Source organism: Streptomyces sp. TRM49041 (assembly GCF_008271805.1).
GTDB lineage: Bacteria > Actinomycetota > Actinomycetes > Streptomycetales > Streptomycetaceae > Streptomyces.
Map to the genome: position 1 here is coordinate 224,429 of NZ_VSRY01000173.1, position 26,086 is coordinate 250,514.

20 protein-coding genes and 2 pseudogenes are annotated in these 26,086 nt (G+C 72.7%); 8 read left to right on the forward strand and 14 right to left on the reverse strand.

Annotated elements, in window-relative coordinates:
- The 4 genes and pseudogenes from FVS66_RS36975 to FVS66_RS33860 all read right to left on the reverse strand — a co-directional run.
- Positions 1-808: pseudogene (locus FVS66_RS36975) on the reverse strand (hypothetical protein); the annotation flags it as partial.
- Positions 799-1,149: an NADH-quinone oxidoreductase subunit A gene (locus tag FVS66_RS33845; RefSeq protein WP_149185196.1), complete on the reverse strand. Its 351-nt coding sequence runs from the start codon at positions 1,147-1,149 to the stop codon at positions 799-801. The gene FVS66_RS33845 and the pseudogene FVS66_RS36975, both read right to left, overlap by 10 nt.
- Positions 1,150-1,880: 731 nt before the next feature.
- Positions 1,881-2,096 (reverse strand): hypothetical protein, encoded by a 216-nt coding sequence (locus FVS66_RS33855; RefSeq protein ID WP_149185061.1) that lies wholly within the window; start codon positions 2,094-2,096, stop codon positions 1,881-1,883.
- Positions 2,097-2,133: 37 nt separating this feature from the next.
- Positions 2,134-5,343: a tetratricopeptide repeat protein gene (locus FVS66_RS33860; protein WP_262387358.1), complete on the reverse strand. Its 3,210-nt coding sequence runs from the start codon at positions 5,341-5,343 to the stop codon at positions 2,134-2,136.
- Between the two features lie 160 nt (positions 5,344-5,503).
- Between FVS66_RS33860 and FVS66_RS33865 the strand changes: the two genes are divergently transcribed.
- Positions 5,504-7,756 (forward strand): tetratricopeptide repeat protein, encoded by a 2,253-nt coding sequence (locus FVS66_RS33865; RefSeq protein ID WP_149185062.1) that lies wholly within the window; start codon positions 5,504-5,506, stop codon positions 7,754-7,756.
- Positions 7,757-7,971: 215 nt separating this feature from the next.
- Here the strand turns inward: FVS66_RS33865 and FVS66_RS33870 are convergent, their stop codons facing one another.
- Together FVS66_RS33870 and FVS66_RS33875 are read right to left on the reverse strand one after the other, a co-directional pair.
- The gene (locus FVS66_RS33870) at positions 7,972-9,111 is read right to left on the reverse strand and encodes a hypothetical protein (protein ID WP_262387359.1); all 1,140 of its coding nucleotides are present in this window, start codon (positions 9,109-9,111) and stop codon (positions 7,972-7,974) included.
- A gap of 376 nt (positions 9,112-9,487) precedes the next feature.
- Positions 9,488-10,264 (reverse strand): annotated as a pseudogene (locus FVS66_RS33875) (HlyD family efflux transporter periplasmic adaptor subunit); the annotation flags it as partial.
- A gap of 513 nt (positions 10,265-10,777) precedes the next feature.
- Between FVS66_RS33875 and FVS66_RS33880 the strand changes: the two are divergent.
- On the forward strand, positions 10,778-11,617 hold the full coding sequence (locus tag FVS66_RS33880) for a hypothetical protein (protein ID WP_149185064.1): 840 nt from the start codon (positions 10,778-10,780) through the stop codon (positions 11,615-11,617).
- Positions 11,618-11,696: 79 nt separating this feature from the next.
- The gene (locus tag FVS66_RS33885) at positions 11,697-12,233 is read left to right on the forward strand and encodes a hypothetical protein (protein ID WP_149185065.1); all 537 of its coding nucleotides are present in this window, start codon (positions 11,697-11,699) and stop codon (positions 12,231-12,233) included.
- Positions 12,234-12,528: 295 nt separating this feature from the next.
- Here the strand turns inward: FVS66_RS33885 and mmuM are convergent, their stop codons facing one another.
- Positions 12,529-13,458 carry a homocysteine S-methyltransferase gene (mmuM, locus tag FVS66_RS33895; RefSeq protein WP_149185066.1) on the reverse strand — a complete coding sequence of 310 codons (930 nt, stop codon included), beginning with the start codon at positions 13,456-13,458 and terminating at the stop codon, positions 12,529-12,531.
- Between the two features lie 493 nt (positions 13,459-13,951).
- Between mmuM and FVS66_RS33900 the strand changes: the two genes are divergently transcribed.
- Positions 13,952-15,013: a rhamnogalacturonan acetylesterase gene (locus tag FVS66_RS33900; protein WP_149185067.1), complete on the forward strand. Its 1,062-nt coding sequence runs from the start codon at positions 13,952-13,954 to the stop codon at positions 15,011-15,013.
- 329 nt (positions 15,014-15,342) lie between these two features.
- Here the strand turns inward: FVS66_RS33900 and FVS66_RS33905 are convergent, their stop codons facing one another.
- Both FVS66_RS33905 and FVS66_RS33910 read right to left on the reverse strand, forming a co-directional pair.
- Positions 15,343-15,807 carry a hypothetical protein gene (locus FVS66_RS33905; RefSeq protein ID WP_187645819.1) on the reverse strand — a complete coding sequence of 155 codons (465 nt, stop codon included), beginning with the start codon at positions 15,805-15,807 and terminating at the stop codon, positions 15,343-15,345.
- The gene (locus FVS66_RS33910; RefSeq protein WP_399226834.1) at positions 15,801-16,310 is read right to left on the reverse strand and encodes an ATP-binding protein; all 510 of its coding nucleotides are present in this window, start codon (positions 16,308-16,310) and stop codon (positions 15,801-15,803) included. Before FVS66_RS33910 ends, FVS66_RS33905 begins: the two co-directional genes overlap by 7 nt.
- Before the next feature lie 215 nt (positions 16,311-16,525).
- On the opposite strand from FVS66_RS33910, the gene FVS66_RS33915 reads away from it, so the two are divergent.
- From FVS66_RS33915 to FVS66_RS33925, 3 genes are all read left to right on the forward strand, one after another.
- Positions 16,526-17,392, forward strand: a complete 867-nt coding sequence (locus tag FVS66_RS33915; RefSeq protein ID WP_149185069.1) for a helix-turn-helix transcriptional regulator — start codon at positions 16,526-16,528, stop codon at positions 17,390-17,392.
- On the forward strand, positions 17,393-17,629 hold the full coding sequence (locus FVS66_RS33920) for a DUF397 domain-containing protein (RefSeq protein WP_149185070.1): 237 nt from the start codon (positions 17,393-17,395) through the stop codon (positions 17,627-17,629).
- A gap of 76 nt (positions 17,630-17,705) precedes the next feature.
- Positions 17,706-18,524 (forward strand): SAM-dependent methyltransferase, encoded by an 819-nt coding sequence (locus FVS66_RS33925; protein WP_149185071.1) that lies wholly within the window; start codon positions 17,706-17,708, stop codon positions 18,522-18,524.
- A 286-nt stretch (positions 18,525-18,810) separates the two neighbouring features.
- Here the strand turns inward: FVS66_RS33925 and FVS66_RS33930 are convergent, their stop codons facing one another.
- Entirely contained in the window at positions 18,811-20,460 is a 1,650-nt protein-coding gene (locus FVS66_RS33930) for an FAD-dependent monooxygenase (protein ID WP_149185072.1), read from the reverse strand.
- 202 nt (positions 20,461-20,662) lie between these two features.
- On the opposite strand from FVS66_RS33930, the gene FVS66_RS33935 reads away from it, so the two are divergent.
- The gene (locus FVS66_RS33935; protein ID WP_149185073.1) at positions 20,663-21,820 is read left to right on the forward strand and encodes a SchA/CurD-like domain-containing protein; all 1,158 of its coding nucleotides are present in this window, start codon (positions 20,663-20,665) and stop codon (positions 21,818-21,820) included.
- A 160-nt stretch (positions 21,821-21,980) separates the two neighbouring features.
- Here FVS66_RS33935 and FVS66_RS33940 read toward each other — a convergent pair whose 3' ends face one another.
- The 4 genes from FVS66_RS33940 to FVS66_RS33955 all read right to left on the reverse strand — a co-directional run bounded on the left by FVS66_RS33940 (position 21,981) and on the right by FVS66_RS33955 (position 25,753).
- On the reverse strand, positions 21,981-23,009 hold the full coding sequence (locus FVS66_RS33940) for a methyltransferase (protein ID WP_149185074.1): 1,029 nt from the start codon (positions 23,007-23,009) through the stop codon (positions 21,981-21,983).
- A gap of 46 nt (positions 23,010-23,055) precedes the next feature.
- On the reverse strand, positions 23,056-24,114 hold the full coding sequence (locus tag FVS66_RS33945; protein WP_149185199.1) for a right-handed parallel beta-helix repeat-containing protein: 1,059 nt from the start codon (positions 24,112-24,114) through the stop codon (positions 23,056-23,058).
- A 151-nt stretch (positions 24,115-24,265) separates the two neighbouring features.
- The gene (locus FVS66_RS33950; protein WP_149185075.1) at positions 24,266-25,018 is read right to left on the reverse strand and encodes a class F sortase; all 753 of its coding nucleotides are present in this window, start codon (positions 25,016-25,018) and stop codon (positions 24,266-24,268) included.
- Between the two features lie 132 nt (positions 25,019-25,150).
- Complete coding sequence (locus tag FVS66_RS33955) at positions 25,151-25,753, reverse strand: hypothetical protein (protein ID WP_149185076.1); 603 nt, start codon at positions 25,751-25,753, stop codon at positions 25,151-25,153.
- Positions 25,754-26,086: the final 333 nt, after the last annotated feature.

Consider the following 26,086-nt stretch of genomic DNA (forward strand, 5'->3'; position numbering starts at 1 on the left):
GCCGCGCGGCGGCGCGGCGGCGCGCGGCGGCACCCGCGGTGACCGGCCGGCCCTCCGCCGCGTGGCGCCAGGGCTCGGTCCAGAACGCCGAACCGGGGGCGAGCTCCTGCCATGCGGACGCGTCGACCTCGGCCCGCTGGATCACATCGCCCTGCACCGTGGCGCGTACGGTCAGCCCGGCGGGCCAGTCGGTAAGCAGCGGCCCGAGGGAGAGGTGCAGCCGGTCGAGGGTGAGCCCGTCCCGGTCGTCCCCCGTCCCGGCCATCGGCCGCCCGGCGGGAGCTTCCGTCTCACCGCCGTCGCCGTGGTGGTCGTGGGGCCCGCCGTGCCCGTGCCCGTCGTGCCCTCCGCGCTCGCCGTGCCCGTGGTCCCCATGTCCTTCGCGGCCTTCATGGCCGCCGTGCCCCGTCCGACGGTCCTCGTCATCGGTCTCGTGCCCGCCCGCGTGCTCGGGGTCGTCGTCCTGCCCAACGGCCCGCGCCGCCGCCCGCTGCCCCGACAGGTCGGCGAGCCGTTCGCGGGCCGCAGCGAGGGCCGGACGTACCTGCTCCGGTGTGCCGGCGCGTACGACGGCCCGGGGCGCCGGGGTGTCCCTTACGAGCCGGTCGACCGGCTCGCGCAGCGCCCGCACCTCGGGCCCGGCGACGAGCACGACATCGGCGTCGGCAGGGGTCAGGGCCACCGGCAGGCCACGTACCCGAAGATCCCGCTCGGCCGCGAGCCGCACCTCCGTCCCGCCGGGCATCTCGACCAGCAGGACATGCGGACGGGCGGCCGCGGCACGCAGGAGCACGGCGGTCAGGTCCATCGCAGGGCGCCCTCCCGCCAGGCGTAGACCACACCCGCCACCAGCACGGCCAGGAAGACGAACATCTCGACGACCGCGCTCGTACCCATGGCGGAGATGACCCGCGTCCACGGATACATGAAGACCATTTCCATGTCGAAGGCGAGGAACAGCATCGTCACCGGATACCAGCGGACATGGAAACGGCTCACCGCGTGCTCCGCCGGTTCGAGTCCGGAGCCGAAGGGCTGGGCGGCGAGCGGCTCGTGGACCACCCGTACCCTGGCGGCGAGTCCGTGAAGGAGGCCGACACCGAGGAGCGCGACGCCGAGCAGGGCGAGCGCCGCGGTGAAGCCGTCCACCACCTGGCCCCCCTTCTTCGGCTGCCCGCGCCCATCGTGGTCCACCCGGGCTGTGTCCCCCGTGGACGCCGGGCCGGTGCGTCATCCGGACGGCGGACGCCTCGATGCCGCTCCGTCGTCCCGGCCGCCATGTCGTGACGGTCGGGGCGGAGCGCATGACGCGGATGCGGGTCGGCGAGCCGAGCTCCAGGAGGGTGGTGAAGTGGCCGACGCGGTCCAGGGCCCCAGGCGCCGATGTGCGTGCGCGGGACGCCGAGCCGGTCCGCGCGGGTGTCGCCGACGAGGCAGCGCATCACGGCGCCGACGACGGGGTCGAGGAACGTGCCGGGGAACGACCTCCTCGTAGCGGTCGAAGAGCCGACGGGGCGGGGCCCAGGATCGCTGGCCCGGTGCGAGGGCCGTCGGGTATGCCCGCACGCAGCGCTACATGCGCGGTGGGGGCGCCGCGCCACCGCGACTTCCAACTGGTCGGCCACCGGTGCGAGATGCGAGTCGGCGGCGACGAGCCGCTCGGCCTCCGCACCGACGAAACCTTCCGGTACGTCGTGGACACGCGCAGTCGTGCGTCGCACGCTTCCCTCGTACCCACCCGGTCCACGGACGAGGGTGACCGAAGACGATCTGGCGGGCCGGGCGAACTCCGCCGTCAACCGCGGAACTTGCGGCGCACCCGGGGGCCTGCCAGGGCACGAAAGTGGGGGCGCCCCATGGTGGCCGCCCCCTAGGGTTTCCTACGTCGGGAGGCACGCGCCGTCGGTCGTGTCCAGAAGTGAGGCACTGAGGTCGGCCGCCGACAGTGCGGCGCGGTTGTCGTCGGGATGTTCCACGGCGCTCGAAGTGCTGCTGAGCGCCATCACCATGGCCGCTGCGCCGGCGATCGGCAGCACGGCGTACGTCGCCCTGCGGCCGCGGCCGACGGGGCGGCGTTGTGTTTGATCTATGAACATGGGCCTTGAATATCAGGTTTTCGGCCACCCGGATCGGTTACTCCGATAACTGATCGACTTCGGTTATCCGGACCCTGATCCGCCCCGCCGCCCCCGCGTCCAACGCCTCCAACAGCGTACACGCGTGCTGCCACAACTCCCGTGCCTCCGCCCGGCGGCCCGTCGCCACGTAGACCTCGGCCAGGCAGTCCTCCGCGCGGGCCTCCTCCTCCGGGGAGTGGATGCGCCGGGCCGCGGCGACGGCCGTGGTGAGGTGCAGTACGGCCTCGCGTGTGTTGCCGCGAGCGAACTCCGCGCCGCCCAGCAGGCGTTGCGCCCGGACCTCCTCCAGGGCCGCGCCGATGCCGCGGGACAGGGCCAGGGCCTGCTGGAAACAGGCCACGGCCCGTTCCGTCTCGGCCATCGCCTGGTGCGCCATCCCCAGGCCGGCCGACGTGATCGCCTCGCTCTTGCGGTCGCCCAGCTCCTGAAACACCGGCAGGGCCCGCCGGTACATCGTGATGGCCTTGCGCGGGTTCCCGGAGCCTGCGAGGACCTCCGCCAGGTTGATCTGCAGGGTCGCCCGGTCCAGGCGGCTGCCCGTCCGTTCCGCGATCCGCAGCCCGCTCTCCAGGGTCCGGCGGGCCAGCACGGGATTTCCCATGTGCATATGGAGGTTCCCGAGGTTGTTGAGCGTCTTGGCCAGCAGCCGCTCGTCCTGGGCGTCCCGGAAACCCCGGATCGCATGGCGGAAATGCCGCAGCGCCTCGTCGTGCAGCCCGAGATACATCAGGGAGATCGCGATGTGGTTCTGGCAGCGGGCCTGCCGCCAGCCGTCCCCGGACGGCGCGCACAGGTCCAGCGCTCTCCGGTGGAAGCCCAGCGCGGGCTGGTTGCGGCCCATGTGCCACTGGAGGACGCCCAGTTCGCGCAGCGCCTCGGCCTGGGCGTCCGTGTCGGCGGTGGCCTCCGCCAGTCTCAGGGCCTCCCGGGCCCGGGCCTCCGCCTCGCCGTAGTCGCCGGTCGCCGCGTGCGCCGTCGTCAGGTCCAGGAGGGAGCGGCACAGGGCGGCGTCACGCCCCGTACGGCGCCAGTGTCCGGCCGCAGCGCCGTGCATGCGTACCGCGTCCGTCCAGTGGCACTCGCCGTACAGGAAGCCCGCCAGGACGTGGCTGAGGAGCGCGGCCCGGTCGCCGGAGCCGCGCAGGCGGGCGTGCCGCTCCGCGCTCACCAGGTTGGACCGCTCGGTCCGGAACCAGGACAGCGCCTCCTCCTCGCGGGTGACCGGCACCCCCGGCCCACCGGGGAGGTCCTGTGACGGCTCCCCGGGGATCCGGATACGCCTCGGGTACAGCACCCGGTCGCAGCCGGCCGCCGTCCGCAGGTAGAAGCCGGTCAGCCGGTCCACCGCCGCGTCCCGCTGGTCCTCGCTCTCCGTCGCCGCGCACAGCACGCGCGCGTACTCGCCCAGCAGGTCGTGGAAGCGGAATCGGTGCGGGGCCGGCTCCTGGAGCAGATGGCACTGGAGGAGGCTCTCCAGCACCCGCTCGGTCTCGTCCACCGGCCTGCCGCACAGCGCGGCCGCCGCGTGCGGCCCGAGCTCCGGGCCCACATGCAGGCTCAGCATCCGGAACGTCGTCCGCTGCTCCGCCGTGAGGGCCTGGTACGACATCTCGAAGGCCCGCCCGATCTCCGAGTAGCCGTCCCGGATCTCGCCCAGCCGGCCCGTCGTACGCGTCAACCGCTCGCGAAGGACGGCCAGATCCCAGGAGGGGTGCGTGTTGAGGCGGTTGGCCGCGATCTCGATGGCCAGGGGCAGGTGGCCGCACAACTCGACGATCCGGGCGATCTCCGCCTCGTCGCCGCCGCCCCGGTCCGCCCCCGCCACCTCCCGGAACAGCGCGATCGCGTCCCGCGGCGGCAGCACGTCCAGCGGCAGCGTCCGGCTCTGCGGCAGACCGACCAGGCTGCGGCGGCTGGTGACGATGGTGAAGCACTCCGCGCAGGCACCCGGCAGCAGCGGGCGCACCTGATCGGGCCCCGCCGCGTCGTCCAGCACGATCAGCACCCGCCGCTGCCCCAGCGCCCGCCGCCACAGCGCGGCGCGCTCCTCCACGTCCGTGGGGATGGACTGCGGCGGGACGTCGAGGAGGCGCAGCAGCGTGGCGAGCGCCGCGCCCGCCGTCAGCGGTTCCTGACCCTGGGCGTGCGCCCGTAGGTTGAGGTACAGCTGGCCGTCCGGAAACCGGTCGGCGTATGCGTGCGCCGCCCGCACGGCCAGTGCGGTCTTGCCGACCCCCGCCATGCCGGAGATGGACTCCAGGGCGATCGTCGAGCCGTACGCCCCGGCCGTGTCGATGGCCGCCAGGATGCGCCGCATCTCGTCCTGCCGCCCGATGAGCGGCGCCTGCGACGGCAGCTGGCCGCGCAGGGCGTGGGGGCGAGGTCGGGGCGGCGGCTCCGCTCCCGAGGGCGCCCGGGAGTCGCCTGCGGGCCCGCCCGTCAGCTCCCGCACCGGTCCTCTGGCCAGAATGTGCCGGTGGATGCGGGTCAGTTCCTCGCCCGGCTCCGTACCGAAGTCGTCGCGCAGCGCCCTACGCAGAGCCTGGTGCGCCAGCAGGGCGTCGGCGTGGCGGCCCCCGCCGTAGAGCGCCACCATCAGCTGCCCGACGAGCGTCTCGTCGCCCCGGTACTCGTCCACGAGCAGCGACAGCTCCGCCGCGGCCTCCGCGAACCGGCCCAGGCGCAGGTCGATCGCGATCCGCGCGGCGGCGATCCCGCGCCTCCGCTCCCCGAGGCCCGCCCGGATCCGTTCCGCCCACACGCCCGGGAGACCTGCCAGCGCGTCTCCCTCCCAGAGCTGCTCGGCCCGGCGCATCAGCTCCGCCGCCCGCACGTCGTCGCCCTCCGCCGCGACCGTGCGCGCCCGGTCGGCCAGCCGCAGATACCGGTGCCAGTCGACCGCGTCCGGCTCCGCCCGCAGCGTGTAGGTGTGCGCGCGGTGGGTGAGCGACGCGACGGGGCCCTCCGGCCCGGCGGCCGAACGGAGCGCGCGGCGGATCCGGGAGACGTACGTGTGGACGTTCTCGCGTGCCTTGGCCGGGGGAGGGCCCGTGTCCCACAGCCTTTCGACGAGGGTGTCGAGCGCGACGGGACGGCCCACTTCCAGCGCCAGGGCGGCCAGCAGCAGCCGCTCCTTGTCCGAACCGAGACCGAGCCGGCGCTCGCGGAGACCGAGGCCGACCGGGCCGAGGATGTGGATGTCCACCAGTGTTCCTCCCGCCGGCTCGCGGTGTGGACTGCACAGGATGTCACCGGACCGGAGGCCGGACCAGAGCGTGTGGGGCGAATTACCGGCGGATTCCCGTCCCTTACGCGCGGGCACCGACGGGTAGGGGAGGAGCGGGGAACTGACCACTGGGGGCGGCATGACGGATCAGAACAGCCACCTGGGCCACACCGGTAGAACCGGCCACAGCGGCGGCCGTACACACCATGTCAACGAGATCGGCGGCTCCGCCACCCTCCACGGCGTCACCGTGCAGGCCCATGCCGTCCACGGCGGCATCCACACGCACATCCAGCGCGCCCCGAGCGTGCCCGTGCCCCGCCAACTGCTGCCCGTGTCACCGCACTTCACCGACCGGGAGAGCGACCTGGCGGCCCTGGACACGCTGGCCGGCGCTCCGGCCCGCCGACCTGCCGGTCCCGGCGGTCCGGGCGGTCCTGGCGGCCCCGGCGGCCCCGGCGGCCCCGGTGGGCCCGGTGCCTCGGGCATCGGCCCGCCCCGGCTGGTCGTCGTCACCGGGCCCGCCGGGGTCGGCAAGACGGCGCTCGTCACCCGCTGGCTGCACCGGACCGGCGCCGCCTACCCCGACGGGCACCTCTACGCCGATCTGCGCGGCCACACCCTCCAGGACGCGGTGCCGCCGGGCGAGATACTCGGCCGGTTCCTGCGGGCGATCCACCCCGGGCCGGTACCCGCCGACACCGCCGAGATGACCGCGCTGTGGCGCTCCCTCACCGCGGGGCTGCGGCTCGCCGTCATGCTCGACAACGTCTGCACCGCCGCCCAGGCCAGACCCCTCCTGCCCGGTTCGGGTCAGAGCCTGGTCGCCGTCACCAGCCGCCGCCGGCTCACCGGGCTGCGGATCGACGGCGCGCTCTTCCACCCCCTGGGCCTCATGCCGCACGACGCGGCCGAGGAACTCCTCGTACGGGGCATCGGCCGCGCCCGGGCCGACGGCGAACCCGGCGCCGCCCGGCGTGTCGTGAGGCTGTGCGCCGGGCTGCCCCTCGCCGTCTGCGTGGCCTCGGCCCGCCTGGCGGCCCGCCCCCGCCAGCCCGTCAGCGACCTGGCCGACGCGCTGGCCCGGGACCAGAACCGGCTCGCCGTCCTGTCCGTGGAAGGAGCACCCGCCGTGCGCAGCGCCCTCGACGCCTCCTACGGCGCACTCACCGCCCCGGCTGCCCGCCTCTACCGTCTCCTGGGGACCGTCCCCCTACCCGCTTTCGAGACACGAAGCGCGGCCGCCGCCGCGGCGCTCACACTCGACGAGGCGGGCGGACTCCTCGACGGGCTCGTGGAGGCGAACCTCATCGAGGACACCGGCCCCGACCGTTACCGGTTCCACGACTTGACGAGGCTCCACGCGCGCGAATGCGGCCTCGCCCACGAGCCGGACGAGACACGCACCGCCGCCCTCCGCCGCGTCTGCGACTGGTACCTCGCCACGACGACCGAGGCCGAGAAGCTCATCACCCCCGCGCAGTTGACTTTGGACCGTGCCTACGAGTCCGGCCCGCCCGGACCGGAGCCGGTCTTCACGGACGAGGCGGATGCGCTGAGCTGGCTGAGCGACCACCAGGACGACCTGCGCGCGGTGCTCGGCGCCGCCGAGGGCCAGGGCTGGGACACGCTCGTCTGGCAGCTGGTCGACGCGATGTGGCCGCTCTTCCTCCGCCTGCGCGTGTACGACCTGTGGATCGCCGCCCACCGGACCGGCCTCGCCGCCGCGCGCCGCGCCGGGCACGCGGAGGCCGAGCGCCAGATGCTCAACTCCGGGGCGATCGGCCTGAGCGCGGCCGGGCAGCCGGACGACGCGATCTCCTGGTACGAGGACTCCCGTGCCGCCGCCGCCCGCGCGGGCGACCGCCGCGACGAGGGCCAGGCCCTGCACGGCATCGGCTCGGCCCACTTCCAGGCGGGGCGGCCCGACGAGGCCGCCGCGCACCTGGAGCGGGCCATCCACCTCTGGGAGGACGCCGGTTACCGGCGCGGTGTCGGGCTCGCCCGTACCGTGCTCGGCGAGATAGCCCTCGCCGTGGGTGACGCCCCGCACGCGGTGGCCAGGTTGGAGGAGGCCCGCGGAGTGCTGCTCGCGGTCCGGGACCCGCACGACGCGGCCCGCGCGCTCGCCCTCCTGGGGCGCGCGCGGACCCGCACCGGACAGTACGCGGCGGGCCTCGCACAACTCCGCCAGGCGTTACGGACGTTCGAGGAGTCGGGCGCCGTCCACTGGCAGGCCCGCACCCTGGAGATGCTCGGCCTCAGCGCACAGGAAGGCGGTGACACGGACATCGCGCGCGACGCCTACGCACGCGCCCACGCCCTCTTCACCGCCCTCAGTCCCGAGGACTCCCGCCGACTCGCCGACCGGCTGGCGGCACTCGGCCCGTGAACCGCCGACCGCAGCCTCCGCCTCCGCCAGCACCACCAAGGCGCACCCGGGGTGGCGCCGCAGCAGCGCCCTCGCCTCCGCGAGGCCGCGCGGACGCCGGCAGTACAGGACGTCCGCGATCTCCCGCAGCCGCTCCTGCCCGGGGTCGTCGGCATCCACCACCAGCCAGTCGCCCGGCAGCCCCATCGCACCCGGCACGCGCCGTGCGACGCCGCTCACGCCGTCGCCTCCCGCCCCGTGTGAGGCCACACCCGTAGCCGGTCCGGCGCGGGCAGTGGCTGGGTCCGCGGGGCGTGGGCAGGCTGGCCCAGACCCAGCAGGTGGTACAGCAGGGCCCGCATCCCGCGGTCGAAGCGGCCCGGCGCGGAGGTGATGCGCGCGGACAGCGCCTCGTACACGGGCCTGCGGTACTCGGCCGTCGCGTAGGCGAGTTGCTCGTCCAGCGGGTGGACCGGCGACAGGGACGGCGCCAGGACCGCAAGGTCGGCGGCGGGCGACGCAGGGTTGATCTCGTGCTCCGGGGACGCCGCCAGCAGGATCGGCGCCCCCGTCAGTGTCCCGTACAGCGTGACCGAGCCGTGGTCGCCGATGATCAGGTCCGCGGCGCACAGCACCGGCCGCCAGTCCATGTCGGGCGGTACGATCCCGAGCCCCTGCTCCGCCCAGCACCCGAGCCACGCCCGCACCTGGCGCGACCCGTGCCCGGACCACACGTTGGGGTGCAGGAGTACGGCCAGCCGGTCCCCGGTGCCCCGCACCTGGTCCATCAGACGCGGCAACAGCAGGTCGAACCGCGCGAACGCCGACCCCGGCCCCCACGTCGACGTGACCGTGACGAGCCGCTCGCCCGGGCCCAGGCCCAGCGCCGCCCGGTAGGTGTCCCGGTGCGGCAGGCTCGCCACGATCCGGTCCCGTGCCGGATCGCCCACCACCGACGCCACCGGCAGCGCCTCCGGGCAGCCGCGGGCCAGCGCGGCCAGGTCGTCGCCGTGGGCCAGGACCACCGCGGCCGGAACCCTGCCGTCGAGCAGGAGGTCCTGGCGGCGCAGCCCGAACACCCCCGACTCCCGGCCGCCCGGCGGCCGCTTCACGAAGTTTGCCCCGTGCGGCAGCATCACGACCCGGGCGCGCACCTCGTCCATGTGGCGCGGGCCGGCCGCCAGGGCCAGGTCGAACTCCGTCCGTACCGCCTCCTCCCACGGCACCACCGCGCTGCCCGCCCCGTGCAGGAAGCGCGCCGTGCCGTCACCCAGCTCGTGCGGCGGCACGGTGAACACCACCTGGATCCGGAAGTCCGACTCCAGGAGCGGCACCACGTCGAGGAGCCGCTTTCCGTACGTGATGGTGTGCGCCACCACCAGCACGGTCTTGCGCCCGGTCAGTGTGAGCCACTGACGGGCGCCCGACACGGCCGGCACCGGCCGCGTGAACCTGCTGATCGCCTCCACTGCATGTCCCCCCGAAATCGCCAGGTCGGCTGACGGGGTGGCGGATGCCCGTTCGAGTGGACGGCGTCCTTGCCGCGTCCCTGCAGAAACCTTGCTCGAACGCCCGTGCCTCCCGGTGCGCCGCGTGAATGCCGCGAACGCCTCGCGAACGCGCCGGGAGCCGCCAAGGGCGGATGACCGGACCCGGGCGGCTCCCGGAAGCCCGGCGGCGGCCCCGCCGGGCGTCGGGGCTGCGGCGGCGGGTGGACCGGCGGACAGCGGCGGAGCTGGAGCCGCGCGCGGTGAGGTGGACGGTCGCGGTGGCGAGGGTCATGGAGTCGAGCGGGAACGGCGGGCCGTCGGACCTCGACCACGCGTAGCCGGTGCGGGTCGCCGACGAGCGGTCCAGCTCGACGAGGACGGCGACCGGCCTGCCCTGCCGCGGGAACTCCTCACCGAGCTGCGCGCTGCCCAGGAACACGGCGATCCGGCGGCTGGTCTGCGGGGCGCACCCGACCTCCTTGACGGGGCGGCGGAGCACGCCGTACCGCTGTGCGGGCACCGACTCCACGGTCAGGTCGACAGAGGCGCCTTCGGGCACGGAGGCGGCGCTGCCCGCCGGTACGTACACCATCGGCATCAGGGGGGCGTCCTCCTTGTCCACGCGCTCCACGGCCGCGATGTCGGCCCCGGTGCCGACGACGGCTCCGATGGCGGCGGTCAGCGCCGTGACGCGCCCGGCCGCGGGCGCGCGTACGACGGTCGCGTCGCCCCGCGCGGTGCGGATGCCGACCAGGGGTGCGTCGGCGGCGACCCGCTCGCCCTCCTCCTCGGCGAGGACGGTGGCGACCTGACCGGCGACGGGGCTCTGGACGACATAACTGCCCTGCGCGTGGGTGAGGACGCCGGACGCGAGGAGCGTCGCCGACACGGAGCCGGTGACCGCCCAGACGGCCGAGGCCGTCACGGCCACGACGGTGACGGCGAGCTCGAGCAGGCCCTGCGGGCGCGCGAAACGCACCGGAAGGTCGATCTCCTCCGGTGACTGCAGCTTGGAAAGGGCCTGTTGGCGGAACTGCACGACACAATTCCTCGAACTGCGCGAAGGTCGCGGGAATTGGGAAGGGAAGAAATGCACGCCGGCGGACCGCGTGTCCCGGACGGCGGATTCCCGGGACACACGGCCGGACGGCCCGGCCGGCATCGGTGTGCGTTGTGGGAGGACGCCGGCCGGGCCGTCACCGCGACTGCGGCGGTATGTCTCAGAGGCCGGCCGCGGACGCGGTGGCGCCCTGCGTGTTGAGGCCGGTCAGGGCGTCGGTCGTGCCGGTCAGGTCGGCGACCGGTCCCTGTGGGACGGGCCCCGGCCGCTGTCTCATCCAGCAGCGGATCGCCCGCGCCCGGGAGGTCCTGGAGGCCGACGACCTGCCCGTGGACGTGCCGGGGGAGAGGCCGGACCCGCCACCGCGGCCTCGCTCCGGCAGCAACCGCACGTGGCGATCGGTGTGTCCCCGCTCGCCTGCCGGCGGACGTTCCGGGCCGGCGCGGGGAGGTAGGTTGCTCGCCGAAGCACCTCAGCCCCGCGAGGAGAAACGTGTCACCGCCCCAGCGCCCCCGCATCCTGTACGTCACCGACCTCGCCTACCCCGCGCGCGGGCGCCGCTACTGCGACGAGGACATCCTCCTGACGGCGCGGCTCCGTGAGGACTTCGACATCGCCCTGTGCCACCCGCTGGACGCGGCCGCGCTGATGGGCTCCTTCGACGCCGTCGTCGTCCGCAACAGCGGGCCCGTGCTGCACTACCGGGCCGCGTACGACGCCTTCCGCGTCCAGGCCCTGAAGGACGGCGTCCGCGTCTACAACGAGCTGACCGGCCGGGCCGACATGGCGGGCAAGCAGTACCTCGTCGACCTCTCCGCCGCCGGACACCCGGTGATCCCGACCGTCGACCGGGCCGAGGACCTCTGCCTGCTCCCGGACGCCGACGCGTACGTCGTCAAGCCCAAGCAGGGCGCCGACTCCATCGGCTTGCGGGTGCTGCCCCGGGAACGGCTCCCCGAGGCGATCTCGCGCGGCGGCGACCTCCTCGTCCAGCCGCGCGTCGACATCCGCCACGAGGTGTCCTTCTACTTCGTCGACCGGGACTTCCAGTACGCCCTGTACGCCCCGGACCCGGACCGGCGATGGGTCCTGGAACCGTACGAACCGGCCGGCGGGGACCTGGCCTTCGCCCAGCGCTTCATCGACTGGAACACCGTCCGCCACGGCATCCAGCGCGTCGACGCCTGCCGCACCCGCGAGGGCGAGCTGCTGCTGGTCGAGCTGGAGGACCTCAACCCGTATCTGTCCCTCGACCGGCTCCCGGAGCACGCGCGCGAGGCGTTCGTCACGAATCTGAAGATCTCCCTGCGCTCCTTCCTCGCCGCCCAGTGAACGCCTGTCGGCGGCGGACGCTACAGTTCCCGGTGCGCATGCGTGTTCGAGACGCGTGTGGCGCAGGGAAGGGGAGAGCATGCACACGCAACTCAGAGACGTGGCCGCCGAGTTGGCCACCCTGCTGTGGCGGGAGCACACGCTGTACCGCGAGCGGTCCGGGGGCGTCGTCATACGGGGCGAGCACGTACGGCGCTGGATCAGTCTCTCGCCCCGGGGCACCCGGGACGAGGTCCTGATACGGGCCGGCCGCATCCTGGACGGCGGCACGACCGCGCCGGCCCGTTCCGAGGTGGTCGTGAGCCTCGCCACGGGCCGGGACGGACTGGCCGCCGTCTGCCGCCGCCTGCTCGCCGACACCGCCGCCGACACGGAGCCGGCGGCGGTACGCGCCGAGAGTGCGGCGGCCCGCACCGGCAAGCGCCGTACGCGGTCCGAGAAGCGCGCCCAGCGCGTCGCCGACCGCGCTGCCGGCCGGGCCGATCGCAAGGCGCCGAAGGGCGGTACGGGCAAGGGCCGCTCCCGGCACACCAGCCTGACCTCCTGGCTGGTCCTCCTCGGCGTCATCGCCGCGGTCGGCGTGTACGCGTACAGCGTCTCCGCCGCCCACCGCTGACGCGGCGCGGCCGTGCTCGACCGCACGACCAGGCGCGCGGCCGGTTCCGCGCGGCCGGTTCCGCGCGGGCGCTCTCCGCTCGCTCGCACGCCGCCGTCCGCACCAGCAGGTCCACCGCCGTCGCGGCCATCTGAGACAGCGGCCGCCGCACGGTCGTCAGCCCCGGCACGGTCCACCGCGCCTCCGGCAGACCACCGAACCCCACGGCGCCGACGTCCTCCAGGACCCGCGGGCCCCGTGCGGAATGGCCATGACGGGGCGTCAGTCCAGTTCCGTGAAACGTCCCGTGGGAGCGCTACGCTCGAAGACGGTCCGCCACGCCCGCGATCGCGTCCGGCCCCACCCGGCAGCAGCCGCCGATCAGCCGCGCCCCGGCCCGCCGCCACGCCTCCGCCAGCTCGGCCGAGAACGTGGCCCGCCCGCGCCAGTCGCGCGCGGCCGCGTCCCACGCCTCGCCGCTGTTCGGGTACACGACGACCGGTTTGCCCGTCACCCGGGCCGCGACCGCGACCGCCCGCTCGGCGTCCTCGGGCGCGCAGCAGTTCACTCCGACCGCCACGATCTCGTCGGCGTCCGCCGCGAGCCCGAACGCCTCCTCCAGCGGCTGGCCCGCCCGCGTCCGCTCCCCGGCGACCGTGTACGACAGCCAGGCGGGTACGCCGAGCCCGCGCACCGCGCGCAACAGGGCCCGCGCCTCGTCGGCGTCCGGCACCGTCTCCAGGGCCAGGACGTCCGGCTCCGCCTGGGCCAGTACCTCCAGGCGGGGCCGGTGGAACGCCTCCAGTTCCGCCACGCTCAGACCGTACCGGCCCCGGTACTCGGACCCGTCGGCGAGCATCGCCCCGTACGGGCCCGCCGACGCGGCGACCCGGAGCGGGCGGGTGACCCCGCGCGCCTGGGCACGGCGGGCGGCCTCGCGGGCCAGTTCCACGCTGAGCGCGAGGAGCCCGGCGGCCCGGTCGTGGCCGATGCCCCGGCTTGCGAAGCCCTCGAAGGTGGCCTGGTAGCTGGCGGTGGTCGCCACGTCGGCGCCCGCCTCGTAGTAGGCGAGATGGGCCGCGACGAGCGCCTCGGGTTCCTCGGCGAGCAGTCCGGCCGACCACAGATCGTCGCTCAGGTCGTGCCCGGCGGACTCCAGCTGGTTGGAGAGCCCGCCGTCGAGGACCACGACGGCGGACGGGGAGGCGAGGGTGTCGGCGAGCGAGGGGGGTGCGGCGGTGGTCATGGGCGTGAAGTTAGCGAAGTGAGTCGCTCCCGCCGCGTTGACCTCTTCCTGACACGCCTTTACGGTTTCGCCGTTCGGAATTGCAGATGTTGTTCGGTATGACGAACGAAGAGGTGGCGACACCCCATGAACCGCGGTCACATCCCCGGTCGGCGCATACCCCTGCAAGGCGCCGTCGCCGCCGGAGCCTTCGCGGCGGCACCGGCGCCGCTCCCGCACCCCGCGCGGCCTCGCCACCGCCCGACGAGGCGGTCATCCGGCGCGGGCACACCAGCGGCGACGCGGGCGCCCACATCCGGGCCCCGAGACCCACCGCATCGAAGGCCGCCGGTACATCCACTTCGCCGCCGCCGCACGCGCACCCGCACTCGCGCACGACGTGTGGCGCATCCGCATGTGGGTACTGGAGAACGCCTCCGCGGTTCCCTTCCATGGCACCTGGACCGAGAAGGGCGGCATCACCACGGTCTGGGACACGTTGAGGAGCCCCCATATGGCCCGGACAAGACGCCTCGCGCTGCTCGCCACCGCTGCCGCCACCGTCCTGACCGCGCTGCCCGCCCTGCCCGCGGCCCCCGCCCTCGCCACCGGCCCCTACGGCCAGGGCCTCGACCACTGCACCGGCACCGCGCCCGTCACCTGCCACTTCGACGTGGCCCCCGGCACGTACGACGTGACCGTCACGCTCGGCGCGGACACCCCCGCGGCCACCTCCGTCACCGCCGAGGCCCGCCGCGCCGTGGTCGCCGAGACGGCCACGGCCGCGGGAGAGCGGATCACCCGGTCGTTCACCGTCGACGTCCGCACCCCGGAGGGAGAACCCACCGGCCCCGAGGGCTCACCCGGCCTGGACCTGACCTTCGCCGGACCCGCCCCCGCGCTCGACGCGATCCGGGTCACGCCCGCGCCCCGGACCCGGCAGATCCTGCTGATCGGCGACTCGACGGTGTGCGACCAGCCGGGCGAGCCGTACACGGGCTGGGGGCAGCGACTGCCCCAGTTCCTCGGGCGTGGCACGGCCGTCGCCAACCACGCCGACTCCGGCGAGTCCACCGTCAGCTACCTCGCGGACCGGGCGCTCTTCGACACCGTCCGCGGCCGGATACGCCCCGGCGACCTCGTCCTCGTCCAGCTCGCCCACAACGACAAACAGACCGACGCCGCGACCTACCGCGACAACCTCACCGCGCTCGTCGACGGCGTACGCGCCCAGGGCGGCCGCCCGGTCCTGGTCACTCCCGTCGTGCGCCGCTGGTTCAACCGCGACGGCACCCTGGACAACGGCATCGCCCTCCTGGTCAACGGTCTCGGCGTGAACCACCCCGCCGAGATCCGTGCCATGGCGGCCCGCCTCGGCACCCCGCTGATCGACCTGACCGCGCTCACCAAGTCGCGGGTGGAGGCGCTGGGCCCCGATGAGTCCAAGGCCCTGTATCTCACGGACGAGAAGCGCGACAACACCCACACCTCGGTGCGCGGCGCCACCGAGTACGCCCGGCTCGTGCTGGGCGAGCTGCGGGCCCAGGGGCTCGTCGGCCGATGGGCGCGTGGATGACGCCCGGCTTGTCGACCTCGTCGCCCGACCGGGCGGCGAAGCCCACGATCCGCGGGCCCGCGGGCGCCGTGCAGGTCGCCCCGTCAGACGTGGCCGTACCGGCCGGGAGCACCCGCCCTCGGCCGGTGGCCGGCGCGGCGGAGAAGTCGGAGTCGGGTGAAGCACCACACGGTGATGCCCGCACAGCGGGACACCGCCAGACACGCCCTGGTGACCGTCTCGTGTACTCGCCGTGCTCAGGGGTCTGCTGACACCGGGTCGGCCGCAGCCTCCGGGACCGCCGACCGGGCTGCGACCGTGTCGCCAGGCCCCCTGCCACAGGGCGCCGGTCAGAGCCGGGACTCGACCCCGGGGACCGTCCATGCCGGGGCCGTACCGGTGAGCTGGCAGACCATCAGATACAGCGGGATGGGCGGCGTGTACGGGGAGGTGCAGACCGGACGGCGCATCAGCCGGGGCCGCCGGTCCGGGACATATGCGCCGCGGGCGTAATACGCGGGCAGCGGCCAGCGGAGATCCGCGTCGGATCCGGCGGGCACGAGCCACCACCACCAGTCGGAGTCGGTGAAGACGCAGCCGTTGCCGGGCAGCCGGCCCAGCAGTCGCAGTCCGTGTCGCGCCGGGACGCCGACCGCGTCGCAGCCCAGCGTGGCCGGGAGTTGCGGCGGCGGGATCAGCTGCACTTCACCGAGCGACTCCTCCCACGGCGCGCCCGCATCCCGATGCCCCTGGTCGCCCCGGCCGGCGTGCCGGCCGCCGCGCGTGGACAGCAGCGAGACCATCGATCTCAGCATGGGGCCGCCGTGTCGTGGATCAGCTCCGCCCAGACGACGCGGCCCGCCCCGTGCCGGGCGTCATGGGAGCCCCAGGCGCTGCTCACCGCCTCGACGAGCAGCAGTCCCCGGCCGCACTCCTCGCGGTCCGCCGAGCGCGGACGCGGCCCCGTGACCCGGCATCCCTCGTCGTGCACGGCGATCCGGACGTGCTCGCCGCGGTCGCGCAGTTCGCAGACGACACGGCCGCTGGCGGTGTGCACCACGGCGTTTGTGAACAGCTCGGAGACGACCAGCTCGGCAGTGTCGCGCACGTCCCCCTCGATGCCCCACAGCCCCAGCCGCTCCGTCGCGAGCCGTCTCGCTCTGGCCACCGCCTCCGCGCGCGCGGGCAGTTCGAAGGCGAACCGGCGGACGTCGAGGATGCGCGGCCGTGGCACCGACAGGGGCGGATACACATGTGTGGAACCGGTCACCGGTCGTGCGGCTATGAGCTGGGGGGTGAGCGCATTACCAGGTGCCACGACCGATTCCTCACATGGGAGCGGCGCCATACGCCGCATCTCCCCGGGGCAGAGCGCGCGGCAGCCGCGTGAACTGGTTCACCGACTGGTTCATCGGAATACTTTCCTCCCGTCGCGGACACTTGGCAAGTGGCACTCTGGAAAATGCAGAGTGCTGTGTTCTCTCTGTCCTTCGCATGGCACACTCAACGAAACAGCGCGTGGGGAGGTCAGAAGTGAGCGAGCCGCGGTCCGCCCCCACGGTGGGACAGGTCGTACTCGGCAAGCGTCTCCAGGATCTGCGGGAGAGGGCGGGTCTGAAGCGGGAGGAGGCCGCGAAGGTCCTGCACGTGGCCCCGGCCACGATCCGCAGGATGGAGACAGCGGAGGTCGCGCTGAAGATCCCGTACGTCCAGCTGCTCCTCCGGGAGTACGCGGTAGACCCGGACGAGGCGGAGAGCTTCATCAGGCTCGCCGAAGACGCGAACAAGCCCGGCTGGTGGCAGCGGTTCCACGACGTCCTGCCCGGCTGGTTCAGCATGTACGTCAGCCTGGAGGGCGCGGCCGGACTCATCCGCGCCTACGAACCGCACTTCGTCCCCGGACTCCTCCAGACCGAGGACTACGCCAGGGCGGTGCTCCGCGCCGGCGCCGTCGGAGAGGTGAGGCCCGACGACATCGAGCGCCATGTCGCCCTGCGCATGGAACGGCAGTCCCTGCTCACCAGGACCGACCCCCCGCGGTTCTGGGTGATCATGGACGAGACGGTGCTGCGCCGCCGCCCGCCGGGGGCCGGCCCCGCGCTCATGCGCGCGCAGCTCGACCGGCTCGTCGAGGCGGCCGAGCTGCCGCACGTCACCCTCCAGGTGGCGGAGTTCGCGACGGGCCACCACCCCGGCACGTACGGCCCCTTCGTGCTCTTCCGGTTCGCCATGCCGGAACTCCCGGACATGGTCTACAGCGAGTACCTGACCGGCGCGGTCTACCTCGACGCGCGCCCCGAGGTGGCCTCCCACCTCGAGGTCATGGACCGCATGGCGGCGCAGGCCGCCACCGCACAACGTACGAAGGAAATCCTCCGGGCTTTCCGCAAGGAGCTGTGAATGGTTCGCATATACAACGGCATGCCGGCCGCCGACCTCGGCGCCGAGGGGTGGCACAAGCCGTGGAGCGGCGGCAACGGCGGCAACTGCATCGAGGCCATGAAGCTGGCCGACGGCAGAGTCGCCGTACGCCAGTCCGCCGACCCTGACGGCCCCGCACTCATCTACACCCCCGGGGAGATCGCCGCCTTCATCCGGGGCGCCAAGTCCGGCCAGGCCGACTTCCTGCTCACCTGATTGGGAGTCATAGAGTGCTGATCTACGCTCACTTAGCCGACGAAGCCGCTTCCACCCACGACCACCGGAGTGTCAGATGACCGGAAACGACACCGCTGCCGAAGGCGTACGCATCGACACCAGCAAGCCGCATCCCGCCCGGATGTACGACTGGTTCCTCGGCGGTAAGGACAACTACCCGGTCGACGAGGAGATGGCACGGCAGCTTCTCACCATCGACGCCCGGGGCCGGGACATGGCCAGGGTCAACCGGGCCTACATGCACAGGGCGATTTGCTGGCTCGGCACCGAGGGCGGCGTCCGCCAGTACCTGGACATCGGCACCGGCATCCCGACCGAGCCCAACCTCCACCAGATCGCCCAGCAGGTCGCCCCGGAGTCGCGGATCGTCTACTGCGACAACGACCCCATCGTCCTCGCGCACGCCGAGGCGCTGCTGCGCTCCACCCCCGAAGGCGCCACCGAGTACATCCAGGCCGACGCCCGCGACCCCCAGCTCATCCTCGAACGGGCGGGGAAGACCCTGGACTTCACGCAACCGGTCGCCCTCTCCCTCCTCGCGCTGCTCCACTTCGTGGACGACGAGGACGGCGCCTACGAGCTGGTCGGCCGGCTGGTCGACCGGCTGGCGCCCGGCAGCTACCTGGTCCTGTCGCACGTCACCGGTGACTTCGACCCGGAGGGCGCCGCCAAGGCCCGCGCGATGTACCAGGGGCGCGGCCTGACCCTGCGGCCCCGCACGCGAGAGGAGTTCGCCCGGTTCTTCGACGGTCTCGAGCTCGTCGAGCCGGGTGTCTCACTGACCGCAGAGTGGCACCCGGAGCTGGGCGAGCCCGTCCCCGTCGCCGGGAACGACCCCATCCCGGGCTACGCCGCAGTCGCCCGCAAGCCGTAACGGCGGGCAACGGCTACCGCCGACTGGAACCGCGGTGGCTCGTCGGCCGTGTATCCGTCACCGAGGAACATCAGGTTGAACCGTTTCGCCGCGGGGCCCGTCATAAGGAGAGGGGCAACGGTCGGGGCGGCGTCGGGGGGCGCCGCCGCGGTCCGTCCCCTCTCCCGCGCTGCTGACGCCCCGGCGCCCGGTCGTGGCGGGCACATGGCCGATGCGTGCGCCGGGCGGCCCGTCCCCCCGCACGGGACTCGTCTCCGGTGCGGGGCGCCCGGGCGGAGGCGCGGGCTCAGCCCATCCGGAGTACGTCCGTCATCGCCTGCCGCAACATCCCCTCCGGGTCCGGCGCCGGTCCCCGCGACCGCCACGCCACGAACCCGTCCGGCCGCACCAGCACCGCCCCCTCGGCCGTCGTGCCGTGCACCTGAGCCCAGTCGGCCCCGTCCTGCTGGGTCAGTTCGGCGCCGGGACCCGTGCCGATCCGGTACGACTCGAGCCGTACGGACCCACCATCGGCGATTTTCCGGGCGGCAGCGTGCCACCCCGTCGTGCCCTGCGCGCAGCTGAGCAGCACCATGGACCGCTCGTACAGGTCGAGAGTGGACAGCCGGGTCGGCTGTGCACCGGACCGTCGCAGCCACATGTGGGGCGCCCGGCTGCCCGGTTCACCCGTCAGGCGCATCTCCTCGGGCACCACCGCCATCGCAGGAGGGGCGGCCACGACGGCGCCGCGCGGGTAGCGGTAGCCCAGGGCGACCTTGAGGATCCCGCCCTGCCTGCCGCCCCCGGCCGGACCGGGGCCCGGGGAGTAGCCGGGGTGGCTGTGCTCCACCGAGCGCGCCGACGCGCGGGCGCTGGTCGCCCGTGCCACCGGCCGGCGCTCCGTGTCGTACGTCTCCATCAGTCCCGGACCGGCCCAGCCGTCCAGCACGGCGGCCAGTTTCCAGGCCAGGTTGTGCGCGTCCTGGATGCCTGTGTTGGAACCGAATGCTCCGGTCGGGGACATCTCGTGGGCGGAGTCCCCGGCGAGAAACACCCGGCCGACCGCGTACCGGTCGGCGACGCGCTCCGCCGCGTGCCACGACGCCTTGCCGGTGATCTCCACGTCGAGGTCGGGAACTCCGGTGGCCCGGCGGATGTGCCGTGCGCACCGCTCGTCCATGAAGTGCTCCATGGTCTCGCCGCGTTCCGGATGCCAGGGCGCGTGGAAGACCCAGTTCTCCTCGTTGTCGACCGGCAGCAGAGCCCCGTCGGCCTCTGGGCCGGTCAGGTAGCACACGATGAAGCGCCGGTCGCCCACCACGTTCGCGAGCATCTTGGACCGGAACGTGATGCTCACGTTGTGGAAGAGTTCGCCGGGTCCGGTCTGGCCGATGCCGAGCCGGTTGCGGACCGGACTTCGCGGACCGTCCGCCGCGACGAGGTAGTCCGCGCGGATGGTGTAGTGCTCCTCCGTGTCCCGGTTCCGCACCAGCGCGGTCACTCCTTCGGAGTCCTGGTCGAAGGACACCATCTCCGTGGCGTACCGCAGATCGCCGCCGAGCTCCCGAGCGCCCTCCAGCAGCACGGGCTCGAGGTCGTTCTGGCTGCACAGACACCATGAGCCGGGGCTGAACCGCGCGAGCCCGCCCCCCGGGTCGATCTGCCGGAACAACCACTCGCCGACGTCACCGACGAGGGACGGCGTCCGCAGGATGCCGTGGTTGTCGGCCAGGAGCGACGCGGCCTCCCTGATCCGCGGCTCGATGCCGGCCACCCGGAACAGCTCCATCGTGCGGACGTTGTTGCCGCGTCCGCGCGGATGGATCGAGGTTGCCGCATGCCGCTCGACAAGGGTGTGCGGTACGCCGTGACGGCCCAGGAACAGGGAGAGCGACAGGCCCACCAGGGAGCCGCCTGCGATGAGGACCGGGACGCGGTGGTCGGCATCTTCTTTCATCAACGCCTCCAGGCGCGGCAGTGCAGTATACGGAACGCGATGGGGTTTCCATGCCCCCTCGATAGCCGATCTGCGTGCCCAATCACCCATGTGGTTCACGCAAGTCGCGCAACCGCACACCAGCGGCACAAGATCGAGACCCGCCGATGTCGCTCACACCGGTGCGGCGTTCGCCTCTGTCACTGAAGGAGATGTGCGCAGGATGACCACGTTGGAAGAAGTTTCGCAGCAGTTGCCGCAACGGCTGTCGGAGCGGGTCTCACAGTCCGTGTTCGACGACTCCAGGCTCCGTGTCGTCCTCCTGCTGGACCTGTACGACGGGGCCCAGCAGCAGTTCCTGGAAACGTACGAACACTTGCGCAACCACGTGGCGTCCGTCCCGGGCCACGTCAGCGAGCAGTTGTGCCAGTCGATCGAGAATCCGTCCCAATGGCTCATCACCAGCGAATGGGAGAGCGCCCCGCCCTTCCTCGCCTGGGTGAACAGCGAGGAACACGTGCAGATGGTCAAGCCGCTGCACAACTGTGTGCGGGACACCAGGTCGCTGCGCTTCCACGTACTGCGGGAGACCGGCGGATCGGCGTCCGCCTCCGAGGGCGCGAAGGGGCGGCTGCAGCCGTCTCCCCGGATCGGCGACGGTGTGATCCGCCACGCGCTCACGTTCACCGTCAAGCCCGGCAGCGAGCAGGCCGTCGCCCGGCTGCTGGCCGACTACGCGGCGCCCGAGCCGCGGGTCGACGACACCACACGGCTGTGCCGCACCTCCCTGTTCATGCACGGTAACCGGGTCGTACGGGCCATCGAGGTGCGCGGCGACCTGCTCGCGGCACTGCGCCACGTCGCCCGGCAGCCGGAGGTGGAGGCCGTGGAGAAGGCCATCAACCCCCACCTCGAGCAGGACCGGGACCTCAGCGACCCCGAGTCCGCCCGGGTCTTCTTCACCCGGGCCGCGCTGCCCGCCGTCCACCATGTGACGACGGGCGGGCCGGTGCCGGCGGACGCACAGCGCCACGCCCTGTGCTACCCCGCTCGGCAGGGCTGCGGAATGGAGCTCGCCCGGCTGCTCGCCCGGCACGGCGACGCGATGGCGGGCGATGCGCAGAGCCCCGTCCGCAACAGCACGATCTTCCAGCGCGACGACGTCGTGGTGAGACTGATCGATGTACAGGGCGACATCGACGACCACCCCGCCCTCGCGCTCGGCCTGAAGGCCCCCGGGCAGGCGGCCGAACTGATGTCTCTCCTCGACGGCGACGCGCTCGGTGAGGACGGTGCCGTGCCTCAGAACGGGGACGTCGCGCGCCTCCTCACCCTCGTCGGCATGGACCTCATCACCGACCGCCGGTCGCCCGACGTGTAACCGCCTGCACGCACTTGTTCCACGAGTGGGCACGAGTGGGAGCGGGGCTCCGGCGCCTGACCTCGCTCCCGACACGCCGATCGCCGGCCCGCGAGACCCGCGGACCGGCGATCGGCGTGTCGGGAGCGGACCACGGATGGTAATCCGTGGTCCGCCCGGGTCATCCGGGGACGGTGCATTCGAACGCGTGCAGATACGGGTTCACCGGACGGACCCCGTCGATGACCAGACCCGCGTCCCGCAGCCGGTCCACCATGCTCTGCCTGGTGTGCTTCGCCCCTCCGACATTGAGGAGCAGCAGCAGGTCCATGGCGGTCGTGAACCTCATCGAGGGGGTGTCGTCGACCAGGTTCTCGACGACCACGACCCGGGCCCCGGGCCCGCCCGCCTCGATGACGTTCCGCAGCGCCCTGCGGGTGCTGCCGTCGTCCCACTCCAGGATGTTCTTGATGATGTACACATCGGCCCGGACCGGGATGGCGACACGGCAGTCGCCGGGCACGATGCGCACCCGGCCCGCGAGTGCGCCGCCCTCGCGCAGTCGGGGATCGGCGTTCTCCACGACACTCGGCAGGTCGAGCAGGGCGCCGCGCATCGACGGGTACTTCTCCAGCAGGCTCACCACCACATGCCCCTGGCCGCCGCCGATGTCCGCGACCGACGAACTCCCCGACAGATCGAGGGCTTCGGCGACGTCCCGCGCCGACTGTTCGCTGGACGTCGTCATGGCCCGGTTGAAGACCTCGGCCGACTCCGGGGCGTCCTCGTGCAGGTAGTCGAAGAACCCCTTGCCGTAGAGGCCCTGGACCACGTTCTCGCCGGTGCGCACCGCCTCGTCCAGCCGGGGCCATGCGTCCCAGGTCCAGGGTTCGGTGCACCACAGGGAGATGTACCGCAGGCTGTGCGGATCGTCCTCGCGCAGCAGTCGGGACATGTCGGTGTGTGCGAACGTGCCGTCCTGGTTCTCGATGAAGACGCCGTGGCAGGACAGGGCCCGCAGCAGCCGCCGCAGCGGCTGTGCCTCGGTCTTCACCGCGGCCGCGAGCTTCTCCACGCTCATGGGTGACTCACCCAGCGCGTCGGCGACGCCCAGGCGGGCTGCCGCGCGTACGGCGGCTGCGTATGCCGCCCCGAATACGAGTTCCCTCAGCCGCATGGACGGCGGGCAGGGAGGGCTTTCGGTCGTCATGTGCCGCCTTCGTCGTCTTGGCCCAAGGTGAATGGGGCCGGCATGGTCAGCACAGTCCCGCGGGCTGGGAGGCGCCGCAGATGTTGCCCTGGAGGTTGTTGCCCTGTCCGGTGTCGCCGTTGATCAGGTCCCCCGGCGCGTTGTGACGCACCAGGTTGCCGCTGATCACGTTTCGCTCGCTCAGGGCGCCCACAAAGCTCTTGTAGAGCACGATGCCGCCTGAGAACGGGGAGGTGCCCGCGTTCTCCGTGACATGGTTCCCCGTCACCAGTGTGTCCTCGGCACCGGTCAGGACGATGCCGGAGCCCTGGATGAAGGGCAGCCGTTCGGTCTTCGGGCAGAACTTGTTGTTCCTGTGCACGAAGTTGCCGCGCACGGTCAGGGCCCCGGCCCGAGGCCGGGACTCGTCGCCGACGATGAACAGCGCCGCACAGTTGGCGGTCATGGTGTTGTTCTCGATGGTGAGGTTTCTGAGGCGTTTGACGGTGACGCCGATCCGGTTGTCCTGGAGACGGTTGCGCTCGATCACCGTCCCCTGGGTGTCTGTGGCTCCCGCCTCGGTGTCGGTCGTGTTGGAGACGAACAGGCCCGCGTCACCGTTGTTCCGGGCGGTGTTGTCCTGGAACACGCTGCGGACGGACCTCTCCTGGGCGATACCCGACTGCCCGTTCTCCTCGGCGGTCACCATCTGGACGGTCAGCCGGTCGGTCCGCGTCGCCCAGAGACCGTTCTGGGCGAATCCGGACAGTGTCAGAAGGCCGATGGTGGTGCCCTCGACCGGGCTGCCGTCCGTCCCCTCCACGCAGATTCCGTTCCCGGCCTGAGCGCAGGTGTTCCCGGCCTGCGCAGGGCCTGGCGTGAGTACGGTGCCGGGCCCCATCCCCCGGAGCGTCAGTCGGGATGTGGTCACACGGACGCTCTCCCGGTAGGTGCCGACGGAGAGGAGAACGGTGTCTCCCGGCTTCGCGGCGTCCACAGCTTGCTGAACCGATTCCCCCGGACGCACCAGATGGGTCGTCGGACCGGCGTCGGGCGGAGCGGCGCCCAGTACCGATGCGACGGCCACTGCGGTGCATGCGAGGTACGTGATCTGGCGTTTCGTCATATTTTGACGTATGTCCACTCCTCTCCTTTCGCCACGCGCGTTAGCCCGCTGGGGAGCCTGATTTCGGCCATCCGGCGGTGTGACGTCCGAATCGTGATCGGCTGCCGGAGTGTCGCGTCGCGGGGGAGCACGGAGGAGCCCCACCCCTGCCTCACGCGCGCGTGGCCCCGTCGAGGTGGGCGAACACCACCACGTTGGCCTCGTAGTCGCGGCTGGTGCGGTTGTATTTGCCGCCGCAGGTGATCAGGCGCAGCTGGGGGGTGGGAGTGTCGGCGTAGACCTTGTCGTCCGGGAAGTTCGCCTTGCTGAACGTGTCGACGGAGTCGACCTTGAACCGAGCGACGGTGCCGTCCGCACGGGTGATGTTCACCATGGCGCCGGGATTGAGTGTCCGCAGCAGCACGAACACGGCCGGGCCCGTCTTGGTGTCGACATGGCCCACGACGATCGACGAGCCGCGCTCGCCGGGCGAAGCACCGCCCTCGAACCAGCCGACGAGGTTGTCGTCGTTGGCGGGCGGTGCGTTGAGCTGTCCGGACTTGCCGATGGACAGCCCGGTGAACGGCGCGTCCACGCCGATCGCCGGGATCGAGAGCCGCTTCGGCGCGGAACGGGGCAGCGCCTGATCACGAGCGGTTGCGGTCGGCTTGGGCGCCGCGGGGGATGCGGGGGATGCGGGGGGTGCAGGGGCTGCGGAGGTAACGGCCGCGGGTGGGGTCTGCTGTGCTTGATCGACGGTGGAGCCGTCGACGGAGTTGTGGAGAAGCAGAGCACCCAGACCGATGGGCATGGCCGCCAACAGCAGAGAGTATCGGGTGGTACCGGGCGCGGACTTGGTGCAGGGCTGGTCCGGCTGAGGCGGCTGGTCCGGCTGGTCCGGCTGGGGCGGCTGCGGAGCGGCCATGGGGTGGTGCCTTTCGTGAACGGAGGGGAAGCGAGCCGGGAGACTGGTGCGAACGCCGCTGTCGCGGTCTCCGTCCCCCTCCGAGGGGGACGGAGACCGCGACAGCACAGGGAGCCGACGGCCGGAACCCGATCAGGCCGCGGAAGCGCCTGACGCGCGGCGACGCCGCAGCATGTAGGCGCCGGCTCCGATGCCGCCGAGCAGCAGTACGGAGCCCGCGCTCATGCTGCTTCCGGACTCCGCGAGGCCACCGCCACCGGCGTGCACGCCACCGTGCGGCTTGCCCTGGTGCCGGCCGTCCTCCTTCTGCTCCTTCGACCAGTTGCTGTCACCGCTGTCCTTGTGGCTGGAGTCCTCCTTCTTGCTCCAGTCGTTGTCGTCGGTGGGGAGCATGGCGAGGGCGCCGCCGCCGGCGTGTACGCCGCCGTGGGGCTTGTCCTTGTGTCGGCCGTCTTCCTTCTTCTCGTGGCTGGAGTCTTCCTTCTTCTTGTTCCAGTCGTTGTCGTCGGTGGGGAGCATGGCGAGGGCGCCGCCGCCGGCGTGTACGCCGCCGTGGGGCTTGTCCTTGTGTCGGCCGTCTTCCTTCTTCTCGTGGCTGGAGTCTTCCTCCTTCTTGCTCCAGCCACTGTCGTCGGCCCGGAACTCGGCCGGGGTCATGGCGTTCGCGGCGGGAGCAGAGATCGCGACAGCCGCGGCGATCGCTGTAGATGCGAACAGGGTCCGGGTGAATCGCATGGGGGTGTTCCTTTCGTCGCGCCTGCGAGGGCCGACACAGCGTCAGCTCACTGGGATCGCAACTACGACGTGATCACCTTCAGCGGGATCGCGGCGCCTCACCACCGGGGCGCGCCGCATTCGGGGCATTTCATCGTCTTTTCGGGTGGGTTGGGGGTGCAGAATGACCCGGTTGGCAGCGTCCGTCTCAGCTGCGGCGCCGGCCCGCGAGGGCAAGGCGGAGCAAGAGGCAGGAGCGAGGCAGGAGCGAGGCAGGAGCTCGGACACCGCGTCGAAGGCGAATACGCCGTCCCGGAGTGGGCCGACCGTGTCTGCGACCGGCTCCGGCACCGC

Coding starts and splice junctions, on each gene's coding strand:
- FVS66_RS33855 (WP_149185061.1), bottom strand. CDS start 2,096: ATGTTCATAGATCAAACACAACGCCGCCCCGTCGGCCGCGGCCGCAGG.
- FVS66_RS33865 (WP_149185062.1), top strand. CDS start 5,504: ATGACGGATCAGAACAGCCACCTGGGCCACACCGGTAGAACCGGCCAC.
- FVS66_RS33885 (WP_149185065.1), top strand. CDS start 11,697: ATGCACACGCAACTCAGAGACGTGGCCGCCGAGTTGGCCACCCTGCTG.
- mmuM (WP_149185066.1), bottom strand. CDS start 13,458: ATGACCACCGCCGCACCCCCCTCGCTCGCCGACACCCTCGCCTCCCCG.
- FVS66_RS33900 (WP_149185067.1), top strand. CDS start 13,952: ATGGCCCGGACAAGACGCCTCGCGCTGCTCGCCACCGCTGCCGCCACC.
- FVS66_RS33905 (WP_187645819.1), bottom strand. CDS start 15,807: ATGCTGAGATCGATGGTCTCGCTGCTGTCCACGCGCGGCGGCCGGCAC.
- FVS66_RS33920 (WP_149185070.1), top strand. CDS start 17,393: ATGGTTCGCATATACAACGGCATGCCGGCCGCCGACCTCGGCGCCGAG.
- FVS66_RS33925 (WP_149185071.1), top strand. CDS start 17,706: ATGACCGGAAACGACACCGCTGCCGAAGGCGTACGCATCGACACCAGC.
- FVS66_RS33930 (WP_149185072.1), bottom strand. CDS start 20,460: ATGAAAGAAGATGCCGACCACCGCGTCCCGGTCCTCATCGCAGGCGGC.
- FVS66_RS33935 (WP_149185073.1), top strand. CDS start 20,663: ATGACCACGTTGGAAGAAGTTTCGCAGCAGTTGCCGCAACGGCTGTCG.
- FVS66_RS33940 (WP_149185074.1), bottom strand. CDS start 23,009: ATGACGACCGAAAGCCCTCCCTGCCCGCCGTCCATGCGGCTGAGGGAA.
- FVS66_RS33945 (WP_149185199.1), bottom strand. CDS start 24,114: ATGACGAAACGCCAGATCACGTACCTCGCATGCACCGCAGTGGCCGTC.
- FVS66_RS33950 (WP_149185075.1), bottom strand. CDS start 25,018: ATGGCCGCTCCGCAGCCGCCCCAGCCGGACCAGCCGGACCAGCCGCCT.
- FVS66_RS33955 (WP_149185076.1), bottom strand. CDS start 25,753: ATGCGATTCACCCGGACCCTGTTCGCATCTACAGCGATCGCCGCGGCT.